This is a genomic window from Streptomyces sp. NPDC055013, from assembly GCF_053608645.1.
The window spans coordinates 37,367-61,356 of the sequence record NZ_JBSGVW010000011.1; the positions used below are offsets into that span (position 1 = coordinate 37,367).

Annotated in this window: 25 protein-coding genes; 5 read left to right on the plus strand and 20 right to left on the minus strand. The window is 65.6% G+C overall.

Going from position 1 to position 23,990, the window contains the following annotated elements; genetic code table 11:
• Window positions 1-25: 25 nt before the first annotated feature.
• Window positions 26-508, minus strand: coding sequence for a hypothetical protein (locus ACWGDB_RS16330; protein ID WP_453823059.1), 483 nt, complete (start codon window positions 506-508; stop codon window positions 26-28).
• A gap of 308 nt (window positions 509-816) precedes the next feature.
• Here ACWGDB_RS16330 and ACWGDB_RS16335 point away from each other — a divergent pair, with 308 nt between their 5' ends.
• Window positions 817-2,325, plus strand: a complete 1,509-nt coding sequence (locus tag ACWGDB_RS16335) for a hypothetical protein (RefSeq protein ID WP_453823060.1) — start codon at window positions 817-819, stop codon at window positions 2,323-2,325.
• 413 nt (window positions 2,326-2,738) lie between these two features.
• Window positions 2,739-3,257 carry a hypothetical protein gene (locus ACWGDB_RS16340; protein WP_453823061.1) on the plus strand — a complete coding sequence of 173 codons (519 nt, stop codon included), beginning with the start codon at window positions 2,739-2,741 and terminating at the stop codon, window positions 3,255-3,257.
• A gap of 121 nt (window positions 3,258-3,378) precedes the next feature.
• Here the strand turns inward: ACWGDB_RS16340 and ACWGDB_RS16345 are convergent, their stop codons facing one another.
• From ACWGDB_RS16345 to ACWGDB_RS16375, 7 genes are all read right to left on the minus strand, one after another.
• On the minus strand, window positions 3,379-3,780 hold the full coding sequence (locus ACWGDB_RS16345) for a hypothetical protein (protein WP_453823062.1): 402 nt from the start codon (window positions 3,778-3,780) through the stop codon (window positions 3,379-3,381).
• 74 nt (window positions 3,781-3,854) lie between these two features.
• Window positions 3,855-4,139 (minus strand): hypothetical protein, encoded by a 285-nt coding sequence (locus ACWGDB_RS16350; protein ID WP_453823063.1) that lies wholly within the window; start codon window positions 4,137-4,139, stop codon window positions 3,855-3,857.
• A 116-nt stretch (window positions 4,140-4,255) separates the two neighbouring features.
• The gene (locus ACWGDB_RS16355; protein ID WP_453823064.1) at window positions 4,256-5,386 is read right to left on the minus strand and encodes a hypothetical protein; all 1,131 of its coding nucleotides are present in this window, start codon (window positions 5,384-5,386) and stop codon (window positions 4,256-4,258) included.
• 115 nt (window positions 5,387-5,501) lie between these two features.
• The gene (locus tag ACWGDB_RS16360; protein WP_453823065.1) at window positions 5,502-5,858 is read right to left on the minus strand and encodes a hypothetical protein; all 357 of its coding nucleotides are present in this window, start codon (window positions 5,856-5,858) and stop codon (window positions 5,502-5,504) included.
• Window positions 5,859-6,146: 288 nt separating this feature from the next.
• Window positions 6,147-6,794: a hypothetical protein gene (locus ACWGDB_RS16365; protein WP_453823066.1), complete on the minus strand. Its 648-nt coding sequence runs from the start codon at window positions 6,792-6,794 to the stop codon at window positions 6,147-6,149.
• Between the two features lie 110 nt (window positions 6,795-6,904).
• Window positions 6,905-7,981 (minus strand): WXG100-like domain-containing protein, encoded by a 1,077-nt coding sequence (locus ACWGDB_RS16370; protein WP_453823067.1) that lies wholly within the window; start codon window positions 7,979-7,981, stop codon window positions 6,905-6,907.
• Window positions 7,982-8,002: 21 nt separating this feature from the next.
• Window positions 8,003-8,329 (minus strand): hypothetical protein, encoded by a 327-nt coding sequence (locus tag ACWGDB_RS16375; RefSeq protein WP_453823068.1) that lies wholly within the window; start codon window positions 8,327-8,329, stop codon window positions 8,003-8,005.
• A gap of 206 nt (window positions 8,330-8,535) precedes the next feature.
• Here ACWGDB_RS16375 and ACWGDB_RS16380 point away from each other — a divergent pair, with 206 nt between their 5' ends.
• Both ACWGDB_RS16380 and ACWGDB_RS16385 read left to right on the plus strand, forming a co-directional pair.
• On the plus strand, window positions 8,536-9,039 hold the full coding sequence (locus tag ACWGDB_RS16380) for a hypothetical protein (RefSeq protein ID WP_453823069.1): 504 nt from the start codon (window positions 8,536-8,538) through the stop codon (window positions 9,037-9,039).
• Window positions 9,040-9,079: 40 nt separating this feature from the next.
• Window positions 9,080-9,664: a hypothetical protein gene (locus tag ACWGDB_RS16385; protein WP_453823070.1), complete on the plus strand. Its 585-nt coding sequence runs from the start codon at window positions 9,080-9,082 to the stop codon at window positions 9,662-9,664.
• Between the two features lie 156 nt (window positions 9,665-9,820).
• On the opposite strand, the gene ACWGDB_RS16390 is transcribed toward ACWGDB_RS16385, so the two are convergent.
• Window positions 9,821-11,020 carry a S8 family peptidase gene (locus ACWGDB_RS16390; RefSeq protein WP_453823071.1) on the minus strand — a complete coding sequence of 400 codons (1,200 nt, stop codon included), beginning with the start codon at window positions 11,018-11,020 and terminating at the stop codon, window positions 9,821-9,823.
• An 8-nt stretch (window positions 11,021-11,028) separates the two neighbouring features.
• Complete coding sequence (locus tag ACWGDB_RS16395) at window positions 11,029-11,715, minus strand: hypothetical protein (protein ID WP_453823072.1); 687 nt, start codon at window positions 11,713-11,715, stop codon at window positions 11,029-11,031.
• A gap of 369 nt (window positions 11,716-12,084) precedes the next feature.
• Here ACWGDB_RS16395 and ACWGDB_RS16400 point away from each other — a divergent pair, with 369 nt between their 5' ends.
• On the plus strand, window positions 12,085-12,402 hold the full coding sequence (locus ACWGDB_RS16400) for a hypothetical protein (RefSeq protein ID WP_453823073.1): 318 nt from the start codon (window positions 12,085-12,087) through the stop codon (window positions 12,400-12,402).
• A gap of 105 nt (window positions 12,403-12,507) precedes the next feature.
• Here ACWGDB_RS16400 and ACWGDB_RS16405 read toward each other — a convergent pair whose 3' ends face one another.
• From ACWGDB_RS16405 to eccB, 10 genes are all read right to left on the minus strand, one after another.
• Window positions 12,508-13,605 carry a hypothetical protein gene (locus ACWGDB_RS16405; RefSeq protein WP_453823074.1) on the minus strand — a complete coding sequence of 366 codons (1,098 nt, stop codon included), beginning with the start codon at window positions 13,603-13,605 and terminating at the stop codon, window positions 12,508-12,510.
• 233 nt (window positions 13,606-13,838) lie between these two features.
• Window positions 13,839-14,972 carry a WXG100 family type VII secretion target gene (locus ACWGDB_RS16410; RefSeq protein WP_453823075.1) on the minus strand — a complete coding sequence of 378 codons (1,134 nt, stop codon included), beginning with the start codon at window positions 14,970-14,972 and terminating at the stop codon, window positions 13,839-13,841.
• On the minus strand, window positions 14,969-15,304 hold the full coding sequence (locus tag ACWGDB_RS16415; RefSeq protein WP_453823076.1) for a hypothetical protein: 336 nt from the start codon (window positions 15,302-15,304) through the stop codon (window positions 14,969-14,971). The genes ACWGDB_RS16410 and ACWGDB_RS16415 overlap by 4 nt, the downstream gene beginning before the upstream one ends.
• Window positions 15,305-16,108: 804 nt before the next feature.
• Window positions 16,109-17,467, minus strand: a complete 1,359-nt coding sequence (gene mycP, locus ACWGDB_RS16420; protein WP_453823077.1) for a type VII secretion-associated serine protease mycosin — start codon at window positions 17,465-17,467, stop codon at window positions 16,109-16,111.
• Between the two features lie 87 nt (window positions 17,468-17,554).
• Window positions 17,555-19,108, minus strand: coding sequence for a hypothetical protein (locus tag ACWGDB_RS16425; RefSeq protein WP_453823078.1), 1,554 nt, complete (start codon window positions 19,106-19,108; stop codon window positions 17,555-17,557).
• 45 nt (window positions 19,109-19,153) lie between these two features.
• Window positions 19,154-19,513 (minus strand): hypothetical protein, encoded by a 360-nt coding sequence (locus ACWGDB_RS16430; protein WP_453823079.1) that lies wholly within the window; start codon window positions 19,511-19,513, stop codon window positions 19,154-19,156.
• 85 nt (window positions 19,514-19,598) lie between these two features.
• Window positions 19,599-20,939: a type VII secretion-associated serine protease mycosin gene (gene mycP / locus ACWGDB_RS16435; RefSeq protein WP_453823080.1), complete on the minus strand. Its 1,341-nt coding sequence runs from the start codon at window positions 20,937-20,939 to the stop codon at window positions 19,599-19,601.
• 246 nt (window positions 20,940-21,185) lie between these two features.
• Complete coding sequence (locus tag ACWGDB_RS16440) at window positions 21,186-21,476, minus strand: WXG100 family type VII secretion target (protein WP_383607321.1); 291 nt, start codon at window positions 21,474-21,476, stop codon at window positions 21,186-21,188.
• Window positions 21,477-21,567: 91 nt separating this feature from the next.
• Window positions 21,568-21,879, minus strand: a complete 312-nt coding sequence (locus ACWGDB_RS16445; RefSeq protein WP_328422753.1) for a WXG100 family type VII secretion target — start codon at window positions 21,877-21,879, stop codon at window positions 21,568-21,570.
• A gap of 288 nt (window positions 21,880-22,167) precedes the next feature.
• Entirely contained in the window at window positions 22,168-23,751 is a 1,584-nt protein-coding gene (gene eccB / locus ACWGDB_RS16450) for a type VII secretion protein EccB (protein WP_453823081.1), read from the minus strand.
• Window positions 23,752-23,990: the final 239 nt, after the last annotated feature.

Here is a 23,990-nt window from a genome sequence, read left to right on the forward strand (position 1 = left end):
TTGAGGTGCCAAGCTCCGACACTCGCTAGACAAGCCACGAATTGACGAGGGCACACACACCGCAGCCCAGCAGACCGCCGAAGAGCAGGCTGAGGCCTGTGATGAACGTCCCCCGGCGCATGGGCCGGTTCCCGGAACGGAAGGCGGTGCTCAGCGGAAACGTCGCCACACCGAACATCGAGGCGGCGACGCACCAGCTCTTCACTGCCTCGACGTAGAACGACGCAAAGGACCCGCGGCGGAACCAGTCCGAGTCGTATGCCACCGCCTCGACCTTCTCGCCCTGGCCGTAGTCCGCACCGGGCTCGAAGTCCTCCACATCGTGACGGACCGTGCCGTCGTCGGATCGGAAGCTGCCGGAGCACTCCATGTCATCCCCGAAAGCCTCCTTGCGGCATTGCTCGACGGTGATCGTCCCCTGCGTGCCGCCGGACACTTTGTCGGGGCCTTCCATGTGGCCCACGCCGACGAGGATCAGGCCGAAGAGGACGACCAGGATGCCCAGCACTCCGGACCCTACGCGGCTGCCGACTCCCCGTTTCGCGCCACCTGGGCCTGCGATGTCGGGACCTCCCGTTCCGCCCTTGCGCAGGTTCCGCCCACCGCTCGCGTCCGTCTTCAATGGTGCCCCGTTCCTACAGATGGCGCTCGCGCCCCGAATGACTCCGGAGATCATGGCGAGGTCGGTTCGTGCAGGTCAAACGGTGTGGAGCGACGACACGACGGACAGCGTCCGGACAAACCTGAGCAGACACTGACGACATGCAAGCATGCCCCTGGCAACCGTCCACATTCGATCACGCGTCACCATGAGGCGTGATCAACACCCCGCACCACGCCAACCCTCGCCAGGCCGAACTGCTCGGGACCTGGCGCCGGGTCCGAGCGGACAGCGCCCCCGCAGCCGCCGACCCCGTCGTGCTCGACTGCGCACGTCGCCTCCTCGCCGATCCCGGTGGCGACGGCGCTCGCGTATGGGTGGCTGGACTCGCGGAGATGATGCCGTACCTCGTCGCGCAGCCCGGTCCCGAGGCGGAGCGAGCGACGGTCGAGGCATTGTCGGCCGCCGCGTCGGCGCTCGGTGGGCGAAGCTGTGAGCACGAGACACACCCGTACGAGAACGACCTGGGCACGCTGGCCGAGGACACCCCGGCCTGGTCGGGGCTGCCCACGGGGTACTTGATCACCGACTCGCCCGAACCGCCCCGGAACGAAGCCGACTTCTGCCCGGCCAACATCGCCGGGATCGCGCGCGTCACCGCCGACACGATCCGGCCATTCTCGGCCGACGGCATCCCCGCGGTCGTACCCGTAGATCACATATCAACGGTGAAGAGCCTCTCCGCAACCCTCTGGGACTACCCCAACTCGGACCCCGCCGCCGAACTTGAGTCCAACGCGAACTGCGCGGACTGGCTCGCGACCAGGGCGGCACGAGCGGGCTACGTCATCACCCAGCACGCGAGCTGCTGGTACGCCGTTCACCGGATCACGGAACGGTCGGCCCTCGACGCGATGATCGAGGGCCTGGAGACCGTCCTGCCGAAGCTTGGTGACCCCGCGACATGCGCACACGACGCCGACGAGCACCCGGACCCGGAGTTCGAGTCGGCCGACATCGCGGAGATCGGCTTCCACTTGCGCAGCCCCGGAGGGCGGGCCGAGCTCCGGAACACCCTCGACGCATATCCGCCCGACCCCTGGCTGTGCCCCCGCTATCTGCGCGGCCTCGCCGAAGAGGCGGTCGCGGAGCTGCGCGCCGCGCACACGTCGAATTTCGGGGTACGCGACACCAGCGCCATGGACAGCACGTACGTACGGCCCGACGGGACCCTCGACATCGTCGCGCTGACCATGTTCGTGGCGGACGCCGACACCTTCGACGAGGGCGCGGAGAACTTCGCGCTGTGGGCTGCCCGCCGACATGCCACGACGGATGACCCGCACGAGAAACTGGTCCTGCTGCTCCTGGCACTCTGGGTCACCGAGGTCCGCGATCTGCCTTACGGCGTCGGCCGCGAGGTCCGCGCGCTGCTTCGCGCAGTCGACCCCGCACCACTCGAAGCCGACTGTCCGCACGGCGACGATCACCCGAGCGAGCGCGTCAGGCGGTGGGACGAGCTCGACTTCGCCGCGCATCTCCAGCACCTGTACGCGGCCGGGACGTTCCCAGTTCCCGAGGGCGCCTGGTCGGCGGACGTCTGGGGCTGCCCGCGCTTCCTCGCCGACTGGGCGCGCGAACTCATCCTCGAACTGGACGAGCGGTACCAGCTGATGGACGAGGAGGACGGCGACGAGGAGAGCGTGTACAGCGGGGAGTGGTGACGTGCCCCGGGTGGTCCGGGGGTGGTCCGAGGGCCAGGACGGTCCAAGTGCCGGGAAACTGCAAGTGCCAGGTGCCCTTCACGCCGCCCGCTCCGCCTCCGACCGCCCCCTCCCGATCTCACTGATAACTTGCTGTTCTTACCTATTCACTCAGTGGGATTTCAATGAGCCAGCCACCGTTCCAGCCGCCACCGCAGCCTTCACAGCCACCACAGGCCGCCGCCGGCAACCCGTACAACCAGCCCGTCCCGCCGCAGCAGTCACCAGGGTTCGGCCCCCCGCCGGCTCCGGGGCAGCCTCCGATGCAGGCGCCTGGCCAACCCCCCGTGCAGACCGGGCCACCGCCCGTCCCGGCACAGCCCCCGCTGCACCACGGAGCGCCGCCTGCCCCGGGTCAGGCGCCGATGCAACCCATGTACCCCGCACCGCCGTTCCAGGCGGCGCCCCCCTTCGGGCAACGGCCGAGCACGAGCGGTCATCCGGTGGGCGCGGTCTTCCTCGGGTTCTTTGTCTCGGTCATCGTCTCGCTGCTCTACAGCGGTCTCGTTCTGGCCACGTACAAGGACCAGTCGGTCACGACGGCCAACACCATCTACCTGGGCCACGCGCTGCTCAACGGAGCGATCGTCGGCTGGTTGGTCGGCCTGGTGGGTCACCGCAGCACTGGCGCCCATGTAAGTGGGGCCGTCACGGCGGCGCTCGGCGCGTTCTTCGGCTACACCAACGCCATCGTGCTCGTCTTCGCCGAGAGTGACGGGGGCGGGGCCCTCTGGGACCTGCTGAGGTACGAGCCGTTCTTCCCGGCTAAGGCATGGTGGAGCGACAACGCCTCCGGCGGAGTCGACGTCTTCTCCTTGCTCGGCCTCGTGCTCGCCGCGGGCGCCGCCTGGGGCCTTGCCTACCTGATCGGCAGCAGGCGCCCCCAGACGTGACGTCGTCTCAGGCGTGACGACGTCGTCCTCAGATGCCGGTCCGGGCGGCCACCGCCTGGTCCCCGGTCGGTAGCTGAGCCGAAGCCCCGGCTATCAGTCAGCGACTCCCATCCGGCCCGCCTCAGCGGAATGCGGGGCTGTCACCGACAGCCGCCAACGCTCCCCCGATACACGCCACCATCATCGCCCACCGCGTGTGACCGGCCCGGGCGAGCACAAAACCCCAGCCGCCCAGGGCCACACCCACGCCATAGGTGGCAACCCAGACGCCGAGCGCATCGCCTTGCCCGAGGCGTACGACCATCAGACCCAGGCAGACCACGGCGACCAACCCGGCGATCGCCGCGTACATCCCTCGTGCCTGCCGCGCCTCGCGCCGCCGCTCCTCCACGAGCCCCGATCGGCCCTGGCCATGGAACTGCGCCCGCAACTCGTCCGCGCTCGCCCCGGAAGAACCGCTGAACTGCGGCTGCCCGCCCGTCCCTTCAGGCCTGTTGGCCGCTCCACCGCTACCCGTAGTCATGGCAGTGCAGCTTAGCGGTCACGCCCGGCAGCTCCACGGTGACTCAAACCGCCACAAACCACATGGAGTTGGCGCTACGCCCCCTCAAGGAACGCCAATACGAACGACAACGGCAGCGTAGCGACGGCGAGAGCGAGCCCCGACGCGGCCATCCCGGCACGGATCTCCCGCTTGCCGCGGACGCCCAGGTAGGCGGCGATGAACGGCAGGACGCAGCACAGAAGCAGGCTGAAATGCCAGCCCTCCTCCGTGATGAAGAAGACCATGGCTGCCAGGCAGACCGGCACCGAACTGACGCTCAGGACCTGGCACCGAGAAAGGAAGAGCTCGAGGTCGCCGACCCCACCGAAGAAACTCATGACCCGGACCGCTCTCTCCTTCTACTACTACTGCCATTCCTACGGCTCCTGGCGCGCATCCCACCCATACCGTTCACACCGCTCATACCGTCAAGCCCGCTCATACCCTGGTGCCCTCATACCGCGGCATGGTCGTAACCACCGGTCCCCACCTGCGGAAACCCGTCCGCCGCCGAGAACCCGTTGACGGCTGCCGACATGACCACGCCGAGCGCGGCCAGCGCCGACGCGAAGGTGTCGAAGGCCTTGGCCGCCTCGGCCCACATCTGCATGAGCCGGATGGCCTGTGCCGCGGCCAGCGCGAACATGGCGATCGACGCGGCCTGCCCGCCGACGGGGATCGCGTTGACGGCCTGCGCCGCGAGCAGGTTCACGAGCCAGATGACGAGCAGGTCGCAGAACATCACCAGGAACGACTTCAGGAACTCCGCGAACTGGAACGCCATCTGCGCGGCCTGCGCATAACACTGCTGCAGGGACTTGAAGGTCTCCTTGATCTCGTCGAGCTTCTTGGTGAACTCGTCGAAATACACGCTGGCGGCGTTCGCGGCATTGCCGTCCCAGGTCAGCCCCACGTTCTGGGTGCCCTTGCGCACATTCGCGGACACCGAGTCGCAGAACGACGCGAGGTTGCCCCATACGTCGGAGCAGTCGTTGTACTTGTTCCAGTCCCCGAGAACCCAGTTCGTGCAGACGCCGAAGGGGTCGAAGTCGAAGAGCAGCTTGGACGCCTCCACGGCCATCGCCGAGGGGCTGCCCAGGTCGAGGACGCTGCCGAGCGTCTTCTGCACGGGATTCATCTTGTACTCGTCCGCATGGCCCGACGCGTACTTGACGATGGGGTTACTGGGATCACCGGGCGGCTTCAGCGTGTCCGCGGCGTCGCTGGCGTCGGAGAAGTCCTGCGGGTCACCCCCGGAACCGCCGTCCGACACCTTGGAACCGGGGTAGGTGGCGTCGAGTTTGGCCGCCTCGCCGCTGTCCGTTTCCCGGTAGTACTTGGCGGTGCCGGTCAGCTCCTTCTCGGACGACTCCAGCAGGCTCTTGACCTTCTCCAGAGCCTTCTTGGCCTCGCTCACGTACTGATCGTGGTCGCCCGCGACCAGATCCCAGGCCTCACCGCCGACCGATTTCTCGATCTGCGCATGGGTGCCGGTGTACGAGACAGCCTGCGCACTGCCGTCCGCGGCGCGTCCCACCAGCTTCGAGAAGCCGTCGATCGCACCGGGTTCTACTCGAAAGCTCACATCTCCCCCATCGCCTGCATCAGCTCGTCTCGCCTGCGTCAGCTCATCGATCGGCGGTCCGGCCGCCGGGCACGGCCGGCCGCCTTCAGGTACGACCGCTCAGCACGAGGGCCGATCAGTACAAGGACCAGCCGCGCCCGTCGTGACGCGATTTCGTACCCGAACGGTTCTCCGACTCCGTACGCCGCTCGTCGTCGAGCTGCCGCCGCTCCTCCTCGAGCCGGCGCTCTCCGTCAGCGGCGAGCGCCTCACGCTCACTGTCGGACATGGAGGCCCACTTCTCGGCCAGCGGCGCCGACTGCTGCACCGCCTCCTCGGCGTACGCCGACACATCGGCCGCCTCTCGCAGCCCCATCCGTCCGGAGAGGACCTCCTGAGCCATCTCCTTGAGCGCAGCGCCTCCCAGCCCCGATGCGAGATGCTCCAGGGACTGCCGCAGGATCTTGGCCTGCGCAGCGTCCTGCTGGGTCATCTCCAGAAACTCGGAGTCATCTACGCGCTTGTCGGAATTGTTCGCGGCGCTGTCCAATGGATACCTCGTCGGGGAGGGTCGGCGTGTCTCGACCGGCGTGAACCTACCAACGCATCTGCGAACGCTTCAACACACGACCAGTCACGGTCCCTCGTCGGCCGTTTCAACTCAGCAACGACTGCGGCACGTTGGCCTTTCAGAAGCCGCCGACTTGGCGAACTCGATCGTTCACCATCATTTGCAGAGAATTGAACACCTGTGTCCGCAATTCTCCGAATTCCTACCCGTTCAACCAGGAATCGGATCGAGGTGACTCAGCCTTACCGGGAACGCCGACGCCATACGGCTCCAGCCATGGCCCCCAAAGTGGACCGAGCACCACGAACCGTCGACAAAGCCAATTTCGTGGTCGCCGCCCGCCACGTCGCTTCGGTCACGCACATGGGTCACGTTACGAAGATCAGTAACCCACCCCACCTCGACCGGGCCACGCGTGCCCGTGAAGGAGCGGACGCGGGACACGTACACAAGCTGCAGGCGCCGGTCGGTGATCTGCATCATGACAGCCGTGCCGTTCTTGGTACGAGGCACTGTGGCGCGGGCCAGGTGGCCGGCCATGCTGTCCCAGCCGCCATGGAAGGGCTTGCCCGGCTTTGGCTTCTTGCTCGGCTCACGCCAGAACACCGCTTCGAAGAACGCCTCGAACGGATTCCAGGTAATGCCGGCGAGCGTCGCTATCCCGTTCAAGGGCAGCGTCAACCAGCTGCCGAGCGTGCGGCGCTCGGATCGCAGGGCGCGCGGTCGGCGGAAGTAGCCGGGCTGCGGAGCCCGCCCGGCCAAGAAGACCCCGTGCTGGCCGCGCAGTACCTCGTCCACCGGTACGCACGCCCTCGCCCGGTCGGCAGGCGTCTCCCGGTTACGGTCGTCTCTGCTCACCGGAAAGCCACCTCCCGCGCCACTTGATCATCCTCACAAACCTAGCGCACGAGGCCCCGCTTGAGGTGCGTGGGCTCGGGCTGCTCGCCCAGCCCGGCGATGTCTCGACGTCAGCCGAACTCGTTGCGGGCCCAGTCGTCCGCACCCCCCGCGGACCCGGTTGCCCCAGTCCTGGTAGACCCCGAGGACCCGGAGGAGGGGCCGGATCCCGCTGGTGCCGCTACGGTGGCGGTGGCCGCCGGGCCGTCGGACGCCTGCGCGGCGTGGGCATCCCGTCCGCTGATCGCGTCGACACCGTTCTGTACGCGGTCGCCCGCCGCCCCGCTGACCCGTTCCGTCGCGGCGTCCACGGCGTTGTTCACGTGCGTGGCTGGGTCCACGCAGTCGGCGAAGGTCGATCCCTCACCCCCGGTGACCTCGTTCTTGAGGCCGTCCACATAGTCACCGGCCGCCGTCGTCGCTACGCCCGCCGTCTCGCCGAGGTCGACACCGGACCTCGCGTCGAAGTAGGTCTCGATGCTCTGTTGGCCGACGTTCTGCGTCATTCCGATGGCAGCTTCCTTGGCCTTGTCCTTGGCAGCGTCGACCACCTTCTCCTGCACGAACTGCTCGACCTGCTGCTTGAGTTGCTCCTTCGCGATCTTCTTGACGGCGTCCATGGTCGCGTGCTCCATGGCTTTGGTGACCGCCTCCATGACCTCCCTCTTGAGCCGGTCCAGGAGTTCTCGGACGATCAGCCGCGTGGCCTGCGTCGCGCCCAGCGCACCGACCTCGGACAGTCCGAAGGTGAAGGGAGCCGCCGCCTGCGCCGCGATGATCTCGATGGCCAGGGCGATGAGTTGCGCGATCACGGCCAGCTTTGCCGTGAGCACCGCCACCGCGGCCACGTCGAACGCGAAGGCGATCACTTCGCACGCGGTTTTCGCATCCGGCAGGTAGCGGTCCTCACCGCTCGCGCCGGTGTAGGCACCCCAGTCCTTGCTGAACCCGTCCACAGCCGTGCCGAAGTTGTGGGCGACGACAGTGCGGGCTAACCCTTCGCCCTCCCTCTGGATCTCTTCGAGGTCCTCGCCGAACGCCCGCCAGGCCTCGGCGACCTTGTGCAGCGCTTCCTCGTCGACCTCCGGCCAGGTGTAGCCGAGGAGGTCAAGCACCCAGACAAGCTCACCGGGAAGTGTGAGCGACATGCCAATATCCCCCGAGTTTAATTAGAGTTGACCGGAGATCCCGTTCATCAGGCCGCCGTTCGACGTATCCGAGCCGTCGTAGTTGCGGGCCATGTCCTGCAGGTTGTCCCCAATCTTCTGGAGACGTTCCGCAAGGCTGTCCATCGATGTGAAGATTCCATCGCGAATCGGCGTGTAGACCTGGCCGAAGATCTCCCCGAAGTCCGCCTCCGCCCAGGGCTCTCCAAGCCCTTCGAGGGCGTCCTGAAACCGCTTGGAGGCGGTCGAGAAATCGCCCCCGAGATCGGCGAACTTCCCGCCCTGCCTGCGCAGTACATCGGTGTCCACGCTAAAGGTGTCGAACTCCATGGCTCTCCCCCGAACTACCCTTGCTGCACTTCATATTGACCGACAGACCGATACCTTAGACTCCTCGCGCACTGCCCCGCCAAACCGCCAGTCAAGAGATCGTCAAGTTATCCAAGGGGACACCAAGAGTGGTGACAACACAGCCGCTTTACGGCAGCACGAGGAGTCTGTGGATGGGCCGACTCCTCGGATTGGGACTGCTCCTCGTGGCCGCGGTCGTCGCCACGGTGACCATTCCGGAACTGCGCGGTGAACTCGCAGGTGACGGCACCGAAGGAACCCTCACTGTTTCTTCATGTGAGACACACACGAAGACCCACTACGGCACGCACAGGCGTTCCACCGAACTCGCGTTCAGCTGCGCCGGAAAATGGAGCGCACAAGACGCCGAGACCACCTACGAAGACGTGGTGATAGAAACTTCATCGCGTTTCGAAGCCGGGTCGAAAATCCCCGTGGTGCACGTGGATGACACCTTCGAGCAACCGCAGAACCGGGACCCCGGCGACGACGCCGCGATTCTCGCGTTCTGTCTCTCCGTGCTGGCCTGCGGCATCTACTGCCTCCTGACCGGCTTCGGCGCCCTGGGCGGCCCCGGCCTCACGGCCTCTTGGCAGCTCCTGCCGGCCCGGTCGGTCACCGGCCCCCTCCTGGGCGGCCTCTTCACCCTGGGCGCCCTGGCGGCGCTCGTGTGCGCCCTCGTCCTGTGACACCCGCATCCCCATCCCCACCCCATCTGAGGAACCCTCAATGACCCAAGTGCACGGGAACACCGCGCCGAACGCCGCCACCCCGAGCGACCGGACGAACCTCGGCCGCCTCATCGGCGCGGGCCTGATCCTCGTAGGCGTCGTCCTCATGGCCCTCGGCGCCTACCTCGGCCCCTACACCTACGCCACGTCCACCCCGGGCAAGCTCACCGTCGAGACCTGCTCCGTCGACTACAAGTACCGCTCGAGCACGTCGAGCAGTTCACGGAAGAAGACGAAGACCAGGTGGTGCTACGGCACCTTCACCGCCGACGACGGCTCGGTCAGGGACCTCAACGCCGAGCTCAAGAGCGATGCCCTGCACCAGCGCGGCTTCGTCATCGAGGCCCTCAAGACCGGCGACACCTCCTACAGGCTGGACCGGGGCTGGGTCGGCGCCATCGCCATCGGCTGCGCCTGGTTCTTCGGTGGCCTGATGCCCCTGACGATCGGCGTCCTGGGCGCCACCACCGGTTTCTCCTCCACGCAGCCGTGGAGCCGGCGCCGGTTCCGCCCCTACCTCATCGCGACCGTGGTGGCCGTGACCGGCCTCATCATCAGCCTGCTGGTGGGGCTCTTCGCGTGACAACGGCCCCGGAGCGCCCGCGGGGCGGGGTTTTCCGCATGGACGCGGCGCGCTGACGCCGGGGGGCACGTCGCGCGTCCCGGACGTACGGAGAAAGCTCTCGTTGCCGGGCCGTACATCCTGGCAACGAGAGCCTTCTCCGTACGACGGAGGGACTCAGCCGGGGAAAGACCCCAGAGGCTGCATCCCACTGGGCGCCTGTGCGGCCGACTTGCGCCGGCCCGACAACGCCAGCAGTGCACCGCCGGCCAGAAGCGCCAGGCCCACACCTGCGGCGACCAGGCCGGTCAGCCACAGCGTCTGATCCATCTCCGGATGCGTTGTCTTCGGTGTGCCGTCCGGAGTAGCAAGGTGCTCCTTGCCCTTGTACGCCACCGGAGCTGTCGCGTCCTTGGAAGGGGAGGCGGCCGCCTTTACCGCCGCGGCGGCGTTGATCAGGCCGTAGCCGAGCAGGGCGCTGCCGCCACCCGCTGGGCGATGGGTGGTGGCGATGAGGGCGCTGTTCACCTGGGCGGGCGTCAGTTTGGGGTTCTTCGCCTTCATCAAAGCCACGACGCCGGCGGCCAGCGCGCAGGCCGGTGAGGTGCCGTCGCCCGGCTTGTAGCCGCCGGTGTTCGTCGCGCTGACGATGTCGACGCCGGGTGCGGCCACGTCGTTGTAGGTGTGCACGGTCGAGAAAACGGCGCGCGTGCCGTTCTGCTGTGTGGCGGCGACGGCAATCACGCCGGCGTAACCGGCCGGGTACGAGACCTCGTTGAGGACATCTCCGGAGTTACCGGCCGAGGCGAGCACCGTCACGCCCTGGCGTGCGGCATAGGCCAGGGCGGCGGCTTCATCCTCGTCGTAGGAGGAGAACAAGTCGTCGCTGCCCAGCGACATGGAGATCACGTCGGCACCCTGGTCGACGGCGTACTTGACGCCCTTGGCGATCGGGTTGCCGTCTCGATTCCGGTAGTCGTCCTCCAACTCCTCCTGGCTGCGCTCCTCCTGATGCTTGTCGTCGATGACGCGTACGGAGAGGATCTTGGCCTTCGGGGCCACCTTGAGGACGTCCGAGGCCATGGCGGTCCCGTGCTGCCCCCACTCCGAGTCGCCCTCCTTCAGCCCGTCCTGGCGGTAGTCGGGCCCGGTGGTGACCTTGCCCTTCAGCGCGGGATGGTCCGCGTACACACCGCTGTCGAGGACGGCGACCGTCACTCCTTCGCCCTGGCTCAACTGCTGCGCCGCGGACAGACCGAGTGCCGCGCCTTCCCAGCCGACCGGCGTGGCCGCCTGCGCGGGAGCCGTGGCCAGCGTGCACAGCAAGCCGGTGAGAACGACCGCGGTCGAGGTCGCGCGTACGGTCCGAAGCTTCACTGCGTGGCTCACCTTTCCAGGTTTCGGAGATGGGTGAAGAAGCTCTCGCTGAGCGCGTTCCCCGCGTCCATCCAGGGCTTCCTGTCCTCGTCGTTCGCGCCGTAACTGCCGAATTCGCCAGGCAGGTTGCCCGACGTACGGCCATTGACCGCGCCGGTCGTGACAGCGACGGCGTAGGGGAGCTGGTCGCCTCCCAGCGCGGTTCCGCCCATGCCGTTGCGCCTGTTCTCCTGCCACTTCGCGGCGAGCGTGCCCGGCACCGGGAACGGCACCACGGCCGCGTCAGGGACGTCCGCGTACTCCTGGTCGTCGAAGTACTCACCCATCTCCTGGCCGGCCGTACCTTTCGGCAGCACGACGATCGCGACGGTGGCGACCATCTCACCGGTGAGGTCGACGTATGTGGCACGCAGAACGGCCTCGCAGCCGAGCCGCTCCGCGGTCTGCTTGGTCTCTCCGCTGAGCCCCTTGGAACACGACGTGTCCTCGGAGATGCCCATACGGCTCCACTGCGCGACCTCCTTGTCCGCCGCGTCGTGGGTGTAGTTGGGCGGTTCGCCGACGGTCTCCGGGAAGAGCACTTTCGTGGTCTCGTTGCGCCACAGCGTCGGCCCATAGGCGGAGTTGGGAATCGCCTGCTGGCTGTTGCTGTACGCGTGCGCCGCCAACGCTCCGCCACCGAGGGTGCCAAGCACGCCGAACACGGTGAGCAGACCACCGATCACCTTCCGGGCAGCGCCACCCCCACCCGAGGGGGGCACTGCCCCAGGCATAGGGATCCCGGGCTGGGCATACGCGCCGTACTGAGGCGGCCCCGGATGAGGCTGCGGTGGCCCCGGGGGCGCTGACGGGGTCTGCGACGGCACAGGGCCTGCCCCCTGCCATTGCGGTTGCCAACCACTCTGCGGGGGCGGCTGCCCGTACGGGTTGTCGCTCCCCGGCGGCGTGGGGTAAGACATCGGTTCTTCCTTCTCGTTCGATCGCCGGTATGGCTTCTCCCCGGGCGCCGATGAGGTCCGGCCAGCCGACCACGACGATGAGGTCACGGTCGCACCCTTGCCCAAGTGAGTGTCGTCCCTGCTGAACTGGTCACCTTCTGCGACAGCATCGGCGACGTCTCACGGCCGGACGTTTGCAACGGCTACTTCGTCGAAGCAGCAGGCGATGCCCTTCTTCGACTCCAGGAGACGGCACTGCCGACGCCGGCGCGGACCACAAGGCCATTGGCCTGGTCATCGGGTCGAACTGCGGGCGGCCTGTCCTATGTCGCTGGCCCTGGCGGGGTGGTCAACGAACGCGGACGGCGTCGCTGGATGAACCCGAGTTCGGCAGGGTGGCTGATGATCTGCGGCAATTTCTGGATCTGCTGGAGCGATCCCTGACGCAGTTCGTCGCCCACAGTGAGCCGGGGTACGTGTAGGTGTAGACCCGGCCCCGGTGGTCCCGGCCCTTCATTGTGTGAGCCGTTGTTACCGGCGCTGGTCCTCTCAGTTCCTATGGCTCCCTGGATCCGTCATAACCCGCGAGAGGGAATTAAGCTTTCGGGTGAGGCGAGTTCGGTAGGTCCTTTTGGCGACGAAGGGTGATAGAAACGCCACAGCACCGAGAACGACCGTCGCGAAGCTACCCACGCCGAGCGACACGACGAGCAAGGCCAACACACCGATCAGCACTGCCGCAACGGCGGGGACATGCAAAGCCGGATCCCTAACAGGATCAGGATGAATCGCCCGCAATTCTGGGCCGTCAGGGAGTTTGGTGACGACCGCCCCATCCGACAGATCCGACCCGTCGGGCGTCTCTAGCCAGCCGGGAAGGCAACGCCGATCACTCCAGATCAAAACAGCGAAACCTACTGACGCCTCATAAGGCAAGCTTTGCTGTGGTGACCTCCAGTAGAGTTCCGCTTGAGTCCCCTCAAGCGGAACCAGGCTCACTGGATCGATTACCTGGTCCAGATAGAGATTCAAATGTCCACCATCCGCCAGAACCACACGCAGGCAGGGCTTAGGCTGTTTGGTTTTGCTGCCCTTGGCTGGACGTTCATCCACCATCACCTTCACCTGGTCGATAACGACAGGAAGAAGGCGAACGGTGCCCTTCTGAAATGAATCTTCTATGGCTTTTCCAGGCCTCGGACGCAACCCGATTAGCGAGTAGAACCATCCGAACAGGCCGACATACATGAGGACCAGGAGGATCTCCACAATGCTTGCCGGGCCTCCAATTTCCCTCTCAAGGTCACTCCGGCTGCTATCAACCAGCGCACCGAGACCGGGCGAGGAGGGGGAATAGAGAGCATAAACCAGGTCGCCGACTTCAACCGCTGACCGAGAAGAATAACCGCCTTCAACAGTCCGGGGCCCTGCATCGAAAGGAACCGATACTTGAACCTCGTTGGCGTAGTGACGTGTCTTGCCGCTCTGAACCAGCTCTGACTTCAGAACTTCTTCAACAACCACTGATCGAGTCGTCTGCCCAGCCTCGGCAATCCGCCAGGCCTGATCTGAAGGAACAAGCGCCGCAGACACAACGAAGAAGGCCGGCAAAAACCACGCCCACATACCAAAGCCCAGTAGACCCATGCGTTGGCTTGGCCACCAGTACCTGCTCGTCCGCAATTGCGCGGACCCTGAATCAGGCGCTCGACGGGCTATGGCCAGACAAGCGACGAGACCAGCTAGGGCAAGAGAAAGCGACAGGATGAGATCCCATCGCGGCAGCGGAATTGATCGACGAGCCAGTACGCAGAGGAGCGAAGCCGCGAGCCCCAAGAAGACAGAAAGTGAACATGCCGCGGTAGCGCGAGCCTTGCCGCTCATCCGAAGTCCTCCTCAAGGCTGCGTTGCTGACGCGCAAATGGGGACTGCGGCTGGTCCGCTGCCTCCCTCTTCTTTTCCTCCTCGGGAAGTAGTCCACCACCCGCCCCAGCCAAGCCCGCCCCCACTGCACCCGCTGGACCTTCAGACCCCATGCTGGGACTATCCGCCGGCCTGGCTGACGGATAATTGAAGTCAGGATTGACCGCGGTATCAGGGTCGGCGAGGCCGTCCCGATAGCGTCCGACCCCTCCCACCGTAACGCCGCCGATGAGACCTCCGGCGGCATTGATCAATGCGTTCTTGCCCCACTCAGGATCCTCATCCGTTGTGAGCGCGGTATGCGCATCAACAGCAGCCCCACCAGCGACGTTGCCAGCCACGCCGGCAGCAATGTTTTCACCCATGACTTTTGCACCAAGCCGGTTTGCAGCGGCGCTGGCCGCTCCTGCACCGACAGGAGTACCCACCGCCGCTGCCAGGCCGCCCTGCCACACCGCGTCGGTGATGTCGACATCTTCCCCAGAAATGCCGGCACCGATCAGCGTGCCGCCCGTGTTGCCAACCCAGTTGATAAGGAAGGACGTTCCCAGCTTTGCCAGCTTTCCTGCCTGTTGATATGCACGAATAGCCGTTGCGATGCGTCGAAGAAGCGCCCCGAGACGCGCAGAGATGCGGATGGCCTGGGCCGCGAGCCGGGCAACATTCGCCGCCGCGGCACCAGCTCCAACGCCGAGTGTCACAAACGAAAGGGCCAGGCCCACGCCGACCGAGACACCGATCTCAGCATAGATCGCGTGGATCTCTTCATTGACCGTCTCGATCTCGTCGGCTACTTGTTCGAGCTGCTTGGCGATGTCGTCGTATTCTTCGGTAGCACCCTCGATAGCGGTCTTGAACTCGCGCCAGTGCTTTTGGAAAGCATCAGCAGCCGGACCACGCCAGGTATGTCCGACGACCGCCTCGACGTCCTTGTCCAAGGCTCGAAGGAGGCCCTCTGCGCCGGCTACTTCAGCTTGGAGCCGACGCCAGGCCTTCGCCGCCTGCCTGAGCTCATCAGGCCTGCCGCCAGGGTTGACGATCTCGATTCCAAGCTCGACGAGCTCCTCAGCCCCGGTCTCATTCCCACTCACTCGTTCCCCCCGCCGTTCTTACCGAAGAGGGCTGCCAATCCGTCATCTGTAACTTCGGTGTTGCGGTTGATCTTCTTCAAGGCATCCGCGATAGAGTCCAGGTATTCGTGGACGAACTTCATGGCCTCAGAAGCACTCGTCGAGTATTCGATGTAAGCGGACCTGACTTCGTCGGATTCCGTCAGAATGCCGAAGCCATCAGAAATAGCTTCTTCGCCCGTCTCGCTCTCGAACTTCTTGAGATAGGCCCGTAGATCATATGCCTGAAGTTCGAATTTACGAGCCAGCTGTCTGACCGCATCCTGATCGTAAAAGGTGGTGCCATCAGACATCTGACAACTCTCCATTCCTCAGCGATGAACCAACGATGGGACGCCTGGAAAGACCGTACTCGGAGGGGAAAATAAGCACAAAGCAAGCTATCTGTGAATCGTGCAGACGAGGGAATAGCCGCGCACTCCCGCAAAGCTCGCGAACGGACTCGACGTAGCCTGTACCGCCAGCCCGTTCAGCACATCGTGTCGCACGATGCTTCACTGACCTGTCTGTTGGCCCGGATTAAAGGATTCGTTGGTGTAGGGGTTGGAAAACTGGGGCGACTGCCCGGGAGGAGCGGGGTATCCCTGATAAGGAGCTGCAGGATACGGTTGCTGGGCGCTTGGGTAGATCGGCTGCTGAGGCGGATAGTCCATATTCTGGGGCTGAGCTCCGACGCCAGTGCTGATCGGGCCAATATCGGAGTTGCGGCGGCTGCGGACTGCAACGAAAACGATGACCGCGCCGATTACGGCGCCAAGTCCGACAACGCCTACCACAAGGACAACAACGCCCACTGAGCAGGCTCCCTTCTCGTTCTTGGGCTACAAGGTCACTGCAGAATCTCGGCTACGACGAGACAGAACAGCAGCGTCGCAGCTTGAGCCATTACCACTGAGCTCGATTGCCATCGCGGTACCCACGCAGCATGGCCCCAGAGACCCACATGCGTGCCGATCAAGTTGAGCGCCGTCAGCCACAAAACTATGCCGGACATGATCGACAAACAAAGCGCAGCCAAGGGGAAAGGATTGCAAGCAGCGGATTGGGACTTCGGGTCCGAACGCTCCGAGTCACAGGCTCTCCGCGGGGGAGTTGACCTACTGCCCCTGGTGTGGAGGCTGCTGGGCGTAGGGGTTGGGCTGTTGCGGCGGGTACTGCCCCGGAGGCGTGGGATAGCCCTGGTTGGGAGCCGTGTCGGGGTACTGCTGATAGCCCGTGGAGGGCTGGGGCGGGTAGCCCGTGCCGGCAGGGGGCGTTCCGCCGCCGGAGCCAGGGCCTCCGTTGCCTCCGTTGCGGCGACTGCGGATTACCGCGACCACAATGCCGATGACGACCACGGCGGCTGCGATGCCGGCGATGAGGAGGATGCTGCCCGAGGAGGACTTCTTCTTTTTCTTGGCCGCCTGGCTCGTACTGTCGTTGTCGCTGGAGGCAGCACCGGAGTTCGTGGACGTGGACGGCGACGCCTGGGCGAGAGGGCCTTGCTTGGGGCCCTTGGGGATGTCCATCGTCAACGCCTTGTACGGACGGATGATGCCGTAGCCGTACTCCTCGTCAGGCGTCTTCTTGACGTCGTGGTCAAGCAGCGTGGCCGACTTGATCAGGCGGTTGATGACCTGGCCTGCGGTGAGGTCGGGGTACTTGGCGCGGACGAGGGCTGCGGTGGCGGAGACGTAGGCAGCGGCATCCGATGTTCCCGTTCCCTCAGCGTAGCCGCTGGACTGGGTAGGGTCTGCTTCCACAATACTGACGCCGGGAGCTGTCAACGTAACTCCGGCGCCGAAATTGGAATTCTCCCAAAGGGCTAGAGACTCATCAACTGCACCGACAGCGACCACGCCTGGCAACTTAGACGGATAGGATAGACCCGCCTGTCCTTCATTCCCCGTGGCTGCCACGACGACAACGTCATGCTGCTGCGCGTAATTGATCGCTTCGGCGCCCTCAGAACCAGGAGTAGCGAGAGAATCACCAAATGACAGGTTGATGATGTCTGCACCCTGATCTACTGCGTATCGCACTCCTTCTGCCCACTGATCGTCATCGAAGTCGTCACTATCGGCCGCCTTAATGGGGAGGATCTTTGCCTTTGGGGCAAGACCAATCACACCGGCAGTACTATTTGTGCCATGTCCGCGGCCTGCGATGATACTGGCCATCCCAGTACCGTGACCATCCGTATCATCCTGAGGATTCTCACCGCTGCTGGTGACGTCTTTCCCCTTAAGGACCTGGCCGACCAAGTCAGGGTGGGTACCGTCTACACCCGTGTCGACGACTGCAACAGTGACACCCTGCCCCTGAGACTCTGACCAAACTTTCTTGAAGTCGATGACGTCAATGACCCACTGCTTGTCGCGGATGTAATCCGCTGAGGCAGTGGGGGCTGAAGTGAGGAGCAAGGCCCCTGTCAGCGCCACGACTGATGCCGTGGACCAGACTCGTTTGAAACCCAATTCCTTGCTCCTCACTCAGCTGCGGCTGGGTGCACCAGCCCTTATGTATGGGCAGACGATGACTTTCCGTCTGGCCCGGTTGGGTGCTTACTCGATGGTCCGCGGTACGTTCCGGTTGCGGTCCTCTTCCGAGATCCAGGTCTCTTCGTCCTCAACCAAGTAGTCGGGACGGTTGCCCTGGCTGTTCTCTTCCTCGGACCGTCGGCCGCGACCACCCATACCGCCGGCTCCGCCCGCCATGGCGCCGCGCTGCGTTCCGCCGCGGCTGCCGTGCAGGCCTGCACCGCCACCGGCCCCCTTGCCAGTGACGCCCTTGGCCGCGCCAACCACACCGCCACGGGACTTCGCGAGGGCTCCACGGCCGCCGGCTCCGGCACTTCCTCGGCCAGCCGCACCGGCTCCGCCGCCACCCATGCCGCCCATACCGGCTCGGCCTCCGGCACCGCGGCCTGCTGCCGCACCGCCAGCCAAACCACCACGACCGCCTGCAGCGCCGATACCGCCGCGTGCGGCAGCGCCGCCCCCGAGACCGGACATTCCGCCACCCACGACGCCGGAGCTCTGCGCTCCGCCGGTGCCGAGACCACCGCCACCGCCGCCGACGCCCACAGAGCCCGAGTTGGGGCCGGTCCCCGTCAGGCCCGGGGAGATGCTGTCCACGTTCGTCTTGGTGGTCGGGAGCTGAGAACCCCCAGTGATGCCTGCATCGCGAGGCACTGCAGGAGCCGGCTTGATGCTGCTCGTGGAACCTGCGCTCCAAGGCTTATTGCCCGCGCTAGCTGCACCCGGACCTCTCACCGACCCGCTTGGCGCTGTGATTGGAGGCGGCATCGTCACGTCATTACTCGGAGGAGTGACGCCCTCCTTCTCGTTATAGGTTCCGCCACTCTTGAGGTTCTTCCCATAAACCTTGTAGTTGGCCGCCAACTGCTCCATCACCGCCACGGCCTGCAGGCGACGCTCCATCCCCAGCGACAAGTTCTTCTCGTTCGCCTCGGCAACGGTGCCGGCGCTGACGCCCGCAGCCAGGTCCTTGTGCGCCTGGGCGTCGTCGCGGTTGGAGTTGTCATTCATCTTGTCGCCCGCGCTCTCAAGCTTGGACGGTTCGTGAATGTCTGCCATCTTGGCCTTGGCGGCGTCGAGGTCCTTGCTGATCGCAAAGAGTTGCTCCGCCGTGAAGTTGGCGTGTGCAGACCCGTTTCGAATCTGGACAGCGATGTTCTCCGCCCGACGCTTGAAGGCTTGGGCCGCTTCGCCTTCCCAGTGCTCGAGGACGGTATCGACAGCCGCCTTCAACATGCCCGCGACGCTGTCCTTCGCGGAGACCTCGTCCACCCCGCCGGACGCGCCGTCACCGTCGCCACCGGACAGGATGTTGTGGACCATCTTCCAGTGGGTTCCAACCTCCGAGATCTTCCCGGGGTTAGAATCCATGATCATCTTGCGCAAGCCATTGACCGAGTACTCGATGAAGGGCGTCTTGCCATTCTCGGTCGCTCGGTTGAAGGGCACGCTATTACGCGAGACCTTGTCCGACTCAATGAGGCGGTCATGGTTGTTCCGCTGGTCTTCGTGCCGCTGCTTTTCCTGGTTCTCTGCGACCTGCTGACTTGCCTTGTAATCTTGCACAGAATCGGCCACAGCCAACTCCCCTCGTCAGTGCTTTCCGGAACTCGACTAGTTCGTCTACGCCAGCTTGCCCTTGGGAGAGCCGCCCGAGTCGCCCCCGACGCCCTTCTTGATCTCGTGCTCCTCGTTGTTGTACCTGTCCCGGACCTTCGAGGTTTTCGTGCTGAAGTCGTCGATCAACCCGTGGAGCGTCTTGATGATGCCCTCGATCTTGGTCTTCATTTCGGTCTGAGCCCCGTGGAGATTGGCGGCCTCCTCGAACCGAACTTCCCCAGAAGTCTGACCGAAGGCATGTTCTGGAATTGCCGTGTCGTACTTCGACGTGGTGCCGGCCTTGTCCATGTCGTCCAGCAACCGCCAGAGCTTCCGGATGACTTCATCCAGCTCGCTCAGATCAACCCGCATACCGTTACTCATACCCCGTTGTCCTCTCCCCTGTTCCTTAAGTTGTCAGCGCCCACACGGCGCCCAATTCATCGCTCATCTCGCCCAACCGGCTCGGCTAACCCGACCGTCCAGCCCGCCGGACGCGTCCAGCTCGTCCAACCCTCTTACTACGCCAGTCCCGCACAGCAACCCCGCTCCCCGCAACCACAAGCGCCAGAGCAAGTCCCGTACCCAGCACATAAATAGCTGTCCGGCGCTCCCGTTCCGCCTCGCTCTCCCCCATGGTCACGGCCATGGGAACGACCCCACCCCCGCCGGCCGTCACCGGCGGGTCCGGCGTCGGGGTCATACCCGGCGTGGAGACATCGGACAGCGCGGCGACCGGATCGACGACGCCCCACCCGATGTAGCGGTTGGGCCCGCGCCCCGGACGCTGTGCGGTCTCCTCGATGCGCGTGGCGATCTGGGCCGCCTTCCACTCCGGGTGCTTCTGCTTCAGGAGGGCCGCGACGCCGGCGACGTACGGCGCCGCGAAGCTTGTGCCGTCTGCGGTGCATTGGCCGCCCTCGGGGACCGTGGAGACCATGCCGACGCCTGGGGCCGCTACGTCCACGAAGTCGCCCGCCTGTGAGAAGAAGGCGCGTTCGTCGTTGCGATCGGAGGCGGCCACCGCAAGGACGCCGTCGTACGAGGCAGGGTACGTATTGGCGGACTTGCCGTCGCCGCCGTCGTTGCCGGCGGCGGCGATGATGAGGGCGCCCTTGCTTACGGCATCCGCCACGGCAAGCCGTAGGCCCTCGTTGTCCTTCTTGTTCGCGGTGTCCGAGGAGATGTTGATGATCTTCGCGCCCGCGGCGACCGCGTCTCTGATCGCTTTGGACATGGTCCCCGAGTCGCCCTGGCCCTTCTCCCCCTCCCCACCCGTGTAGCGGTAGGAGAGGACCTCGGCGCCCGGGGCGATGCCCACGAAGCCCGTGCCCTTGAGTGGACGGGCCGCGATGATGCCTGCCACCCGGGTGCCGTGGCCTTCTATGTCCTGGGCACCGTCCGAGCGACCGCCGACGTAGGACTTGCCGCCGACCACGGCGCTGCTCAACTGAGGGTTGCGTTTGTCGACGCCCGTGTCGATCACCGCGACCTTGACGTCCTTGCCAGTCACCTCCTCCTCCCACAGCTGGTCCAAAAGGATCCGCTGCAGCGACCAGGGCGTGGACTTGATGACGTTGCCGCCGAAGTCGCATTCCGTGCTGGCCGAGAGGCCGAACTCAGGGGCGTCGGAGGAGCCGGGCCCTCCTGAGTCCGCGAGGCTGGTGGGCGTCGTCGTGTCCGGCGGTGCCGACAGGGCGGGCGGCGCGGACGCCACGCAGATCCCCGTCACCGCGAGCACGCCGAAAACCCGCTGCAGTGCGCGGGTTCCACTGGTGCGGCTACGCGTGCGGGCTGTGCGGCCCGCCACGTTCAGGCCCCTCATGTTCAGGCCCCCAGGGCTTCCTTGCTTCCTTCGAAGCTGGGTCATGTGTGTGTCACGGGTGTTGCGGTGAGTGTGAAGGTTCGCGGGATTTGCTGTGTGCTCATCCGAAGCGGATCCGTCCGGTTCCGGAGAAGCTGTGCACGACCCCGAAGCAGAGGTCGGCCCAGCGGACGCCGTGGCGTCGGCTGGGCCGATTTCCCTCATCTCAAATCCCTCGGGTCGCCTGCGGGCTCAGCCCCAGGTGCCGGCGTTGCTCTTCTCAGTGGCCTGGTAGTTCTCGGCGGCGCTCTGCAGGGCCGTCGAGATCTTCAGCAGGGTCGCGTGCAGGTCCTGGGCGGTCTTGTCCCATTCGCGCTGCTTGCGCTGGTAGCCCTCCTGCGCCTCACCTTCCCAGGTGCTGGCGACACGCTTGACCGCGGCCTCGAGGTCGTCGAGCTGCTGCTTGATGCGACCGGCGGTGGACTTCACGTCGGTGGACGCATTGGTGATGGTTGCGTAATTGACGAGGATCGACATCGTCATTCCCTTTCAGGAAGAATCGGAGGAAATCTGTGGAGCCTTGAACAGCAGGAACAACAGGAACAGCAGAGATGTACCGATTGGGACGGCTCTATCAGCCGAAGTCGGACATGATCTTGCTGATCTCCGCGTTCTGCTGCTCTTCCGAGGCGGAGTAGTTGCTCCGCGTGGAGTCCACGGCTTCCTTGATGTCGTTGAGGATGTCGCTCATCCTCTTCGCGTCCGCGTTCCAACGATCCTGCAGCTGGCGGTAGGACTGGGCCGCCTGGCCCTTCCAGCCGCCGGCGATCTGGTCGATCACTCCGTTGAGGCGGCGGATCTCGCCCTGCAGCTGACCGTTCGCGGTGCTGATGTCGCCGGAGAGCTTGGTGAGTTCGTCCTCTGTTACCCGGAACTGGCCGGCCATGATGAACCTTCCCCCATGTCGTCGTTATCCGGGAACCAACGCGGGTACCCGGACGAGCTTCGCACGCTTGAGCGCTGCAAACACTCTATCGTCAGCCTGTCACTCAACCACAGGCAAGACCAATCAGTTACACGGCTCACACACTTGGGCGATCATCTCGTGACCGTCACGCCGTCTTACTCTCAAGTGCTGTCGCCCGCTTGCCCGTTGGCAGATCGCCCGCTCGGGGCGCCGCCCGGGGCCGCGGGACAGTGCCCCCCCGGGCCCCAAGGCACGACCACCCTCACGTCACTGACTCTGCGGCTGCGCCGCGCTCCCCGTGTCCAGCATCGGCCCCTTCGGGATGAACGTCGCCCACGTCTGCGGCACGACCGCCATGTTGGCGGAGACGTCCTCGTAGCCCAGCCGCGTCCGCGCCTTGTCCGTCTCGCTCGCATCGCCCTGCGACGCCCCGCTCGCGGCCGACGCAGCGGAACCGCTGCCGCTTCCCTTCGCACCGCTGTCGTTGTTCGTCGGCAGGGAGTACCGCAGGCCCGTGTCCGTCAGCAGGTACACCGCGCCGCCGCCGGCCGCCGTAACCTTGACCTCCTTGAAGAGGAGGCCCGAGCCGGACGAGACGTAGGCGCCCAGCGAGTCGGCGACGACCTTCTTCGGGTACGCCGTTCCGGCCCAGGCCGCGAGTTCCGGCTTCTTGTCCGCGCCGATGCCGCCCTTGTAGACGCTGCACGAGGTGGTGCGGGCCTCGCCGCTCGCCGCGTCGGTGGAGTTGGCCTGCGCCAGAACGGTCTGGGGCCAGCCCTTGTCCTGGTAGAAGGTGTCCGCCCGGCCGCCGTTGGCATCGATGATGTCCGAGGTGCTGACCACGACGTCCTCGCGGGCGTCCGCCCCGGTCGCCAGCTTGAGCAGGTCGGCCACGAGCGGCGTGATGGCCGCGATCTCGTCATTGAGGACGACGTAGTACCGCTCGCCTCCCGCGTCGTTCGCCTTGAGCACGCTGCCCACCGTGCTCGCCTCCGCGGGGAGCCCTTGGACCGCGGTGTCGTTCCCGGCGCCGGGGACCGTCGGGAAGGTGAGGACGCCGCCGTCGTTGAAGGTGCTCAGCCACTCCTGGCTCACCGACTGCGGCTCTGCCTCACCACCGATGACCGCGGCGCGCAGCTTCTCCATCGTGGGTCGGTCGAGGCCCGGGCGGCCCAGCAGGAAGCGGGTTCCCTTGCCGTCGATCAGGTACTCCTGCTTCGTCCTGGAGTTGACGACGTACAGGGCCTTGCCCGTGCCGACCTTCCCCGCGTTGTTGACCGACTTGGCGTCGTCGGTGTCGAGGACGAAGACGGCGCGGTCGATGGCGTCGGCCGACGCCGGGGCCGGCCGCTCGCACACGGCCCAGGTCTTCTCCTCCTCGGCGTCGCCCTTGGCGGGCAGCCGGTCGGGGGCGTACGGGATGCCCAGGGTCGCGCCGTGCGGGATGCCGCTCTTGTCGATCTCCTTGCCGGGGACCTCGATGACGCTGCCCTTGCCCTTGTCGAGCAGGAGCTTGGCGGAGGCGTAGTTGAGGACCGGGTGCAGCGTCTTCGTCTTGTCGCCGTTGGACGCCTCGTCGTTGAGGATGACGTAGCGCGTCGTGGAGTCGCTGTCGACGATGATGTACTCGCCCGGCGTGTCCCAGCCCTTGGGCGCCGCGGGCTTGATCACACCCCACGCGATGAAGCCGATGACCAGCACCACGCCCACCGCGAGACTGGGCATCACGGTACGAACGGGACGCGGCGCGCCCTCTTCGGATCCGCCCGGCGACGGCGCCAGAAACGCTGCGACGGTGCGCTTGCGAGCGAACGTGTAGGCGGCGAGCTCATCCCGACGCTGCTTTGCCATGGTCCCCGTATCTCCCGTTTGTGATGCTCGATCGTGATGTGAGATTCGATCGCGGTTGTGTGCTCAAGCGCGTCAAGCACGTAGGTGATGCTCGGTCGCGCTCGAAAGGCCGGTCCCACAAGCCCGGTTCGGCCGGTGCCGTACGACCGGTTCGGCCGGTCCCACAGGAGCGGTTCGGCTGCCTCACAAGGCCGGTTCGGCCGCCTCACGAGGCCCGTTCAGCCGCGCAGGCACCCGCG

What these genes read in the sequence shown, in the direction of transcription:
- ACWGDB_RS16340 (WP_453823061.1), top strand. Translation starts at nt 2,739, where the DNA reads ATGTACCCCGCACCGCCGTTCCAGGCGGCGCCCCCCTTCGGGCAACGG.
- ACWGDB_RS16345 (WP_453823062.1), bottom strand. Translation starts at nt 3,780, where the DNA reads ATGACTACGGGTAGCGGTGGAGCGGCCAACAGGCCTGAAGGGACGGGC.
- ACWGDB_RS16350 (WP_453823063.1), bottom strand. Translation starts at nt 4,139, where the DNA reads ATGAGTTTCTTCGGTGGGGTCGGCGACCTCGAGCTCTTCCTTTCTCGG.
- ACWGDB_RS16360 (WP_453823065.1), bottom strand. Translation starts at nt 5,858, where the DNA reads ATGACCCAGCAGGACGCTGCGCAGGCCAAGATCCTGCGGCAGTCCCTG.
- ACWGDB_RS16370 (WP_453823067.1), bottom strand. Translation starts at nt 7,981, where the DNA reads ATGTCGCTCACACTTCCCGGTGAGCTTGTCTGGGTGCTTGACCTCCTC.
- ACWGDB_RS16375 (WP_453823068.1), bottom strand. Translation starts at nt 8,329, where the DNA reads ATGGAGTTCGACACCTTTAGCGTGGACACCGATGTACTGCGCAGGCAG.
- ACWGDB_RS16385 (WP_453823070.1), top strand. Translation starts at nt 9,080, where the DNA reads ATGACCCAAGTGCACGGGAACACCGCGCCGAACGCCGCCACCCCGAGC.
- ACWGDB_RS16405 (WP_453823074.1), bottom strand. Translation starts at nt 13,605, where the DNA reads ATGGGTCTACTGGGCTTTGGTATGTGGGCGTGGTTTTTGCCGGCCTTC.
- ACWGDB_RS16415 (WP_453823076.1), bottom strand. Translation starts at nt 15,304, where the DNA reads ATGTCTGATGGCACCACCTTTTACGATCAGGATGCGGTCAGACAGCTG.
- ACWGDB_RS16430 (WP_453823079.1), bottom strand. Translation starts at nt 19,513, where the DNA reads ATGAGTAACGGTATGCGGGTTGATCTGAGCGAGCTGGATGAAGTCATC.
- ACWGDB_RS16440 (WP_383607321.1), bottom strand. Translation starts at nt 21,476, where the DNA reads ATGACGATGTCGATCCTCGTCAATTACGCAACCATCACCAATGCGTCC.
- ACWGDB_RS16445 (WP_328422753.1), bottom strand. Translation starts at nt 21,879, where the DNA reads ATGGCCGGCCAGTTCCGGGTAACAGAGGACGAACTCACCAAGCTCTCC.
- eccB (WP_453823081.1), bottom strand. Translation starts at nt 23,751, where the DNA reads ATGGCAAAGCAGCGTCGGGATGAGCTCGCCGCCTACACGTTCGCTCGC.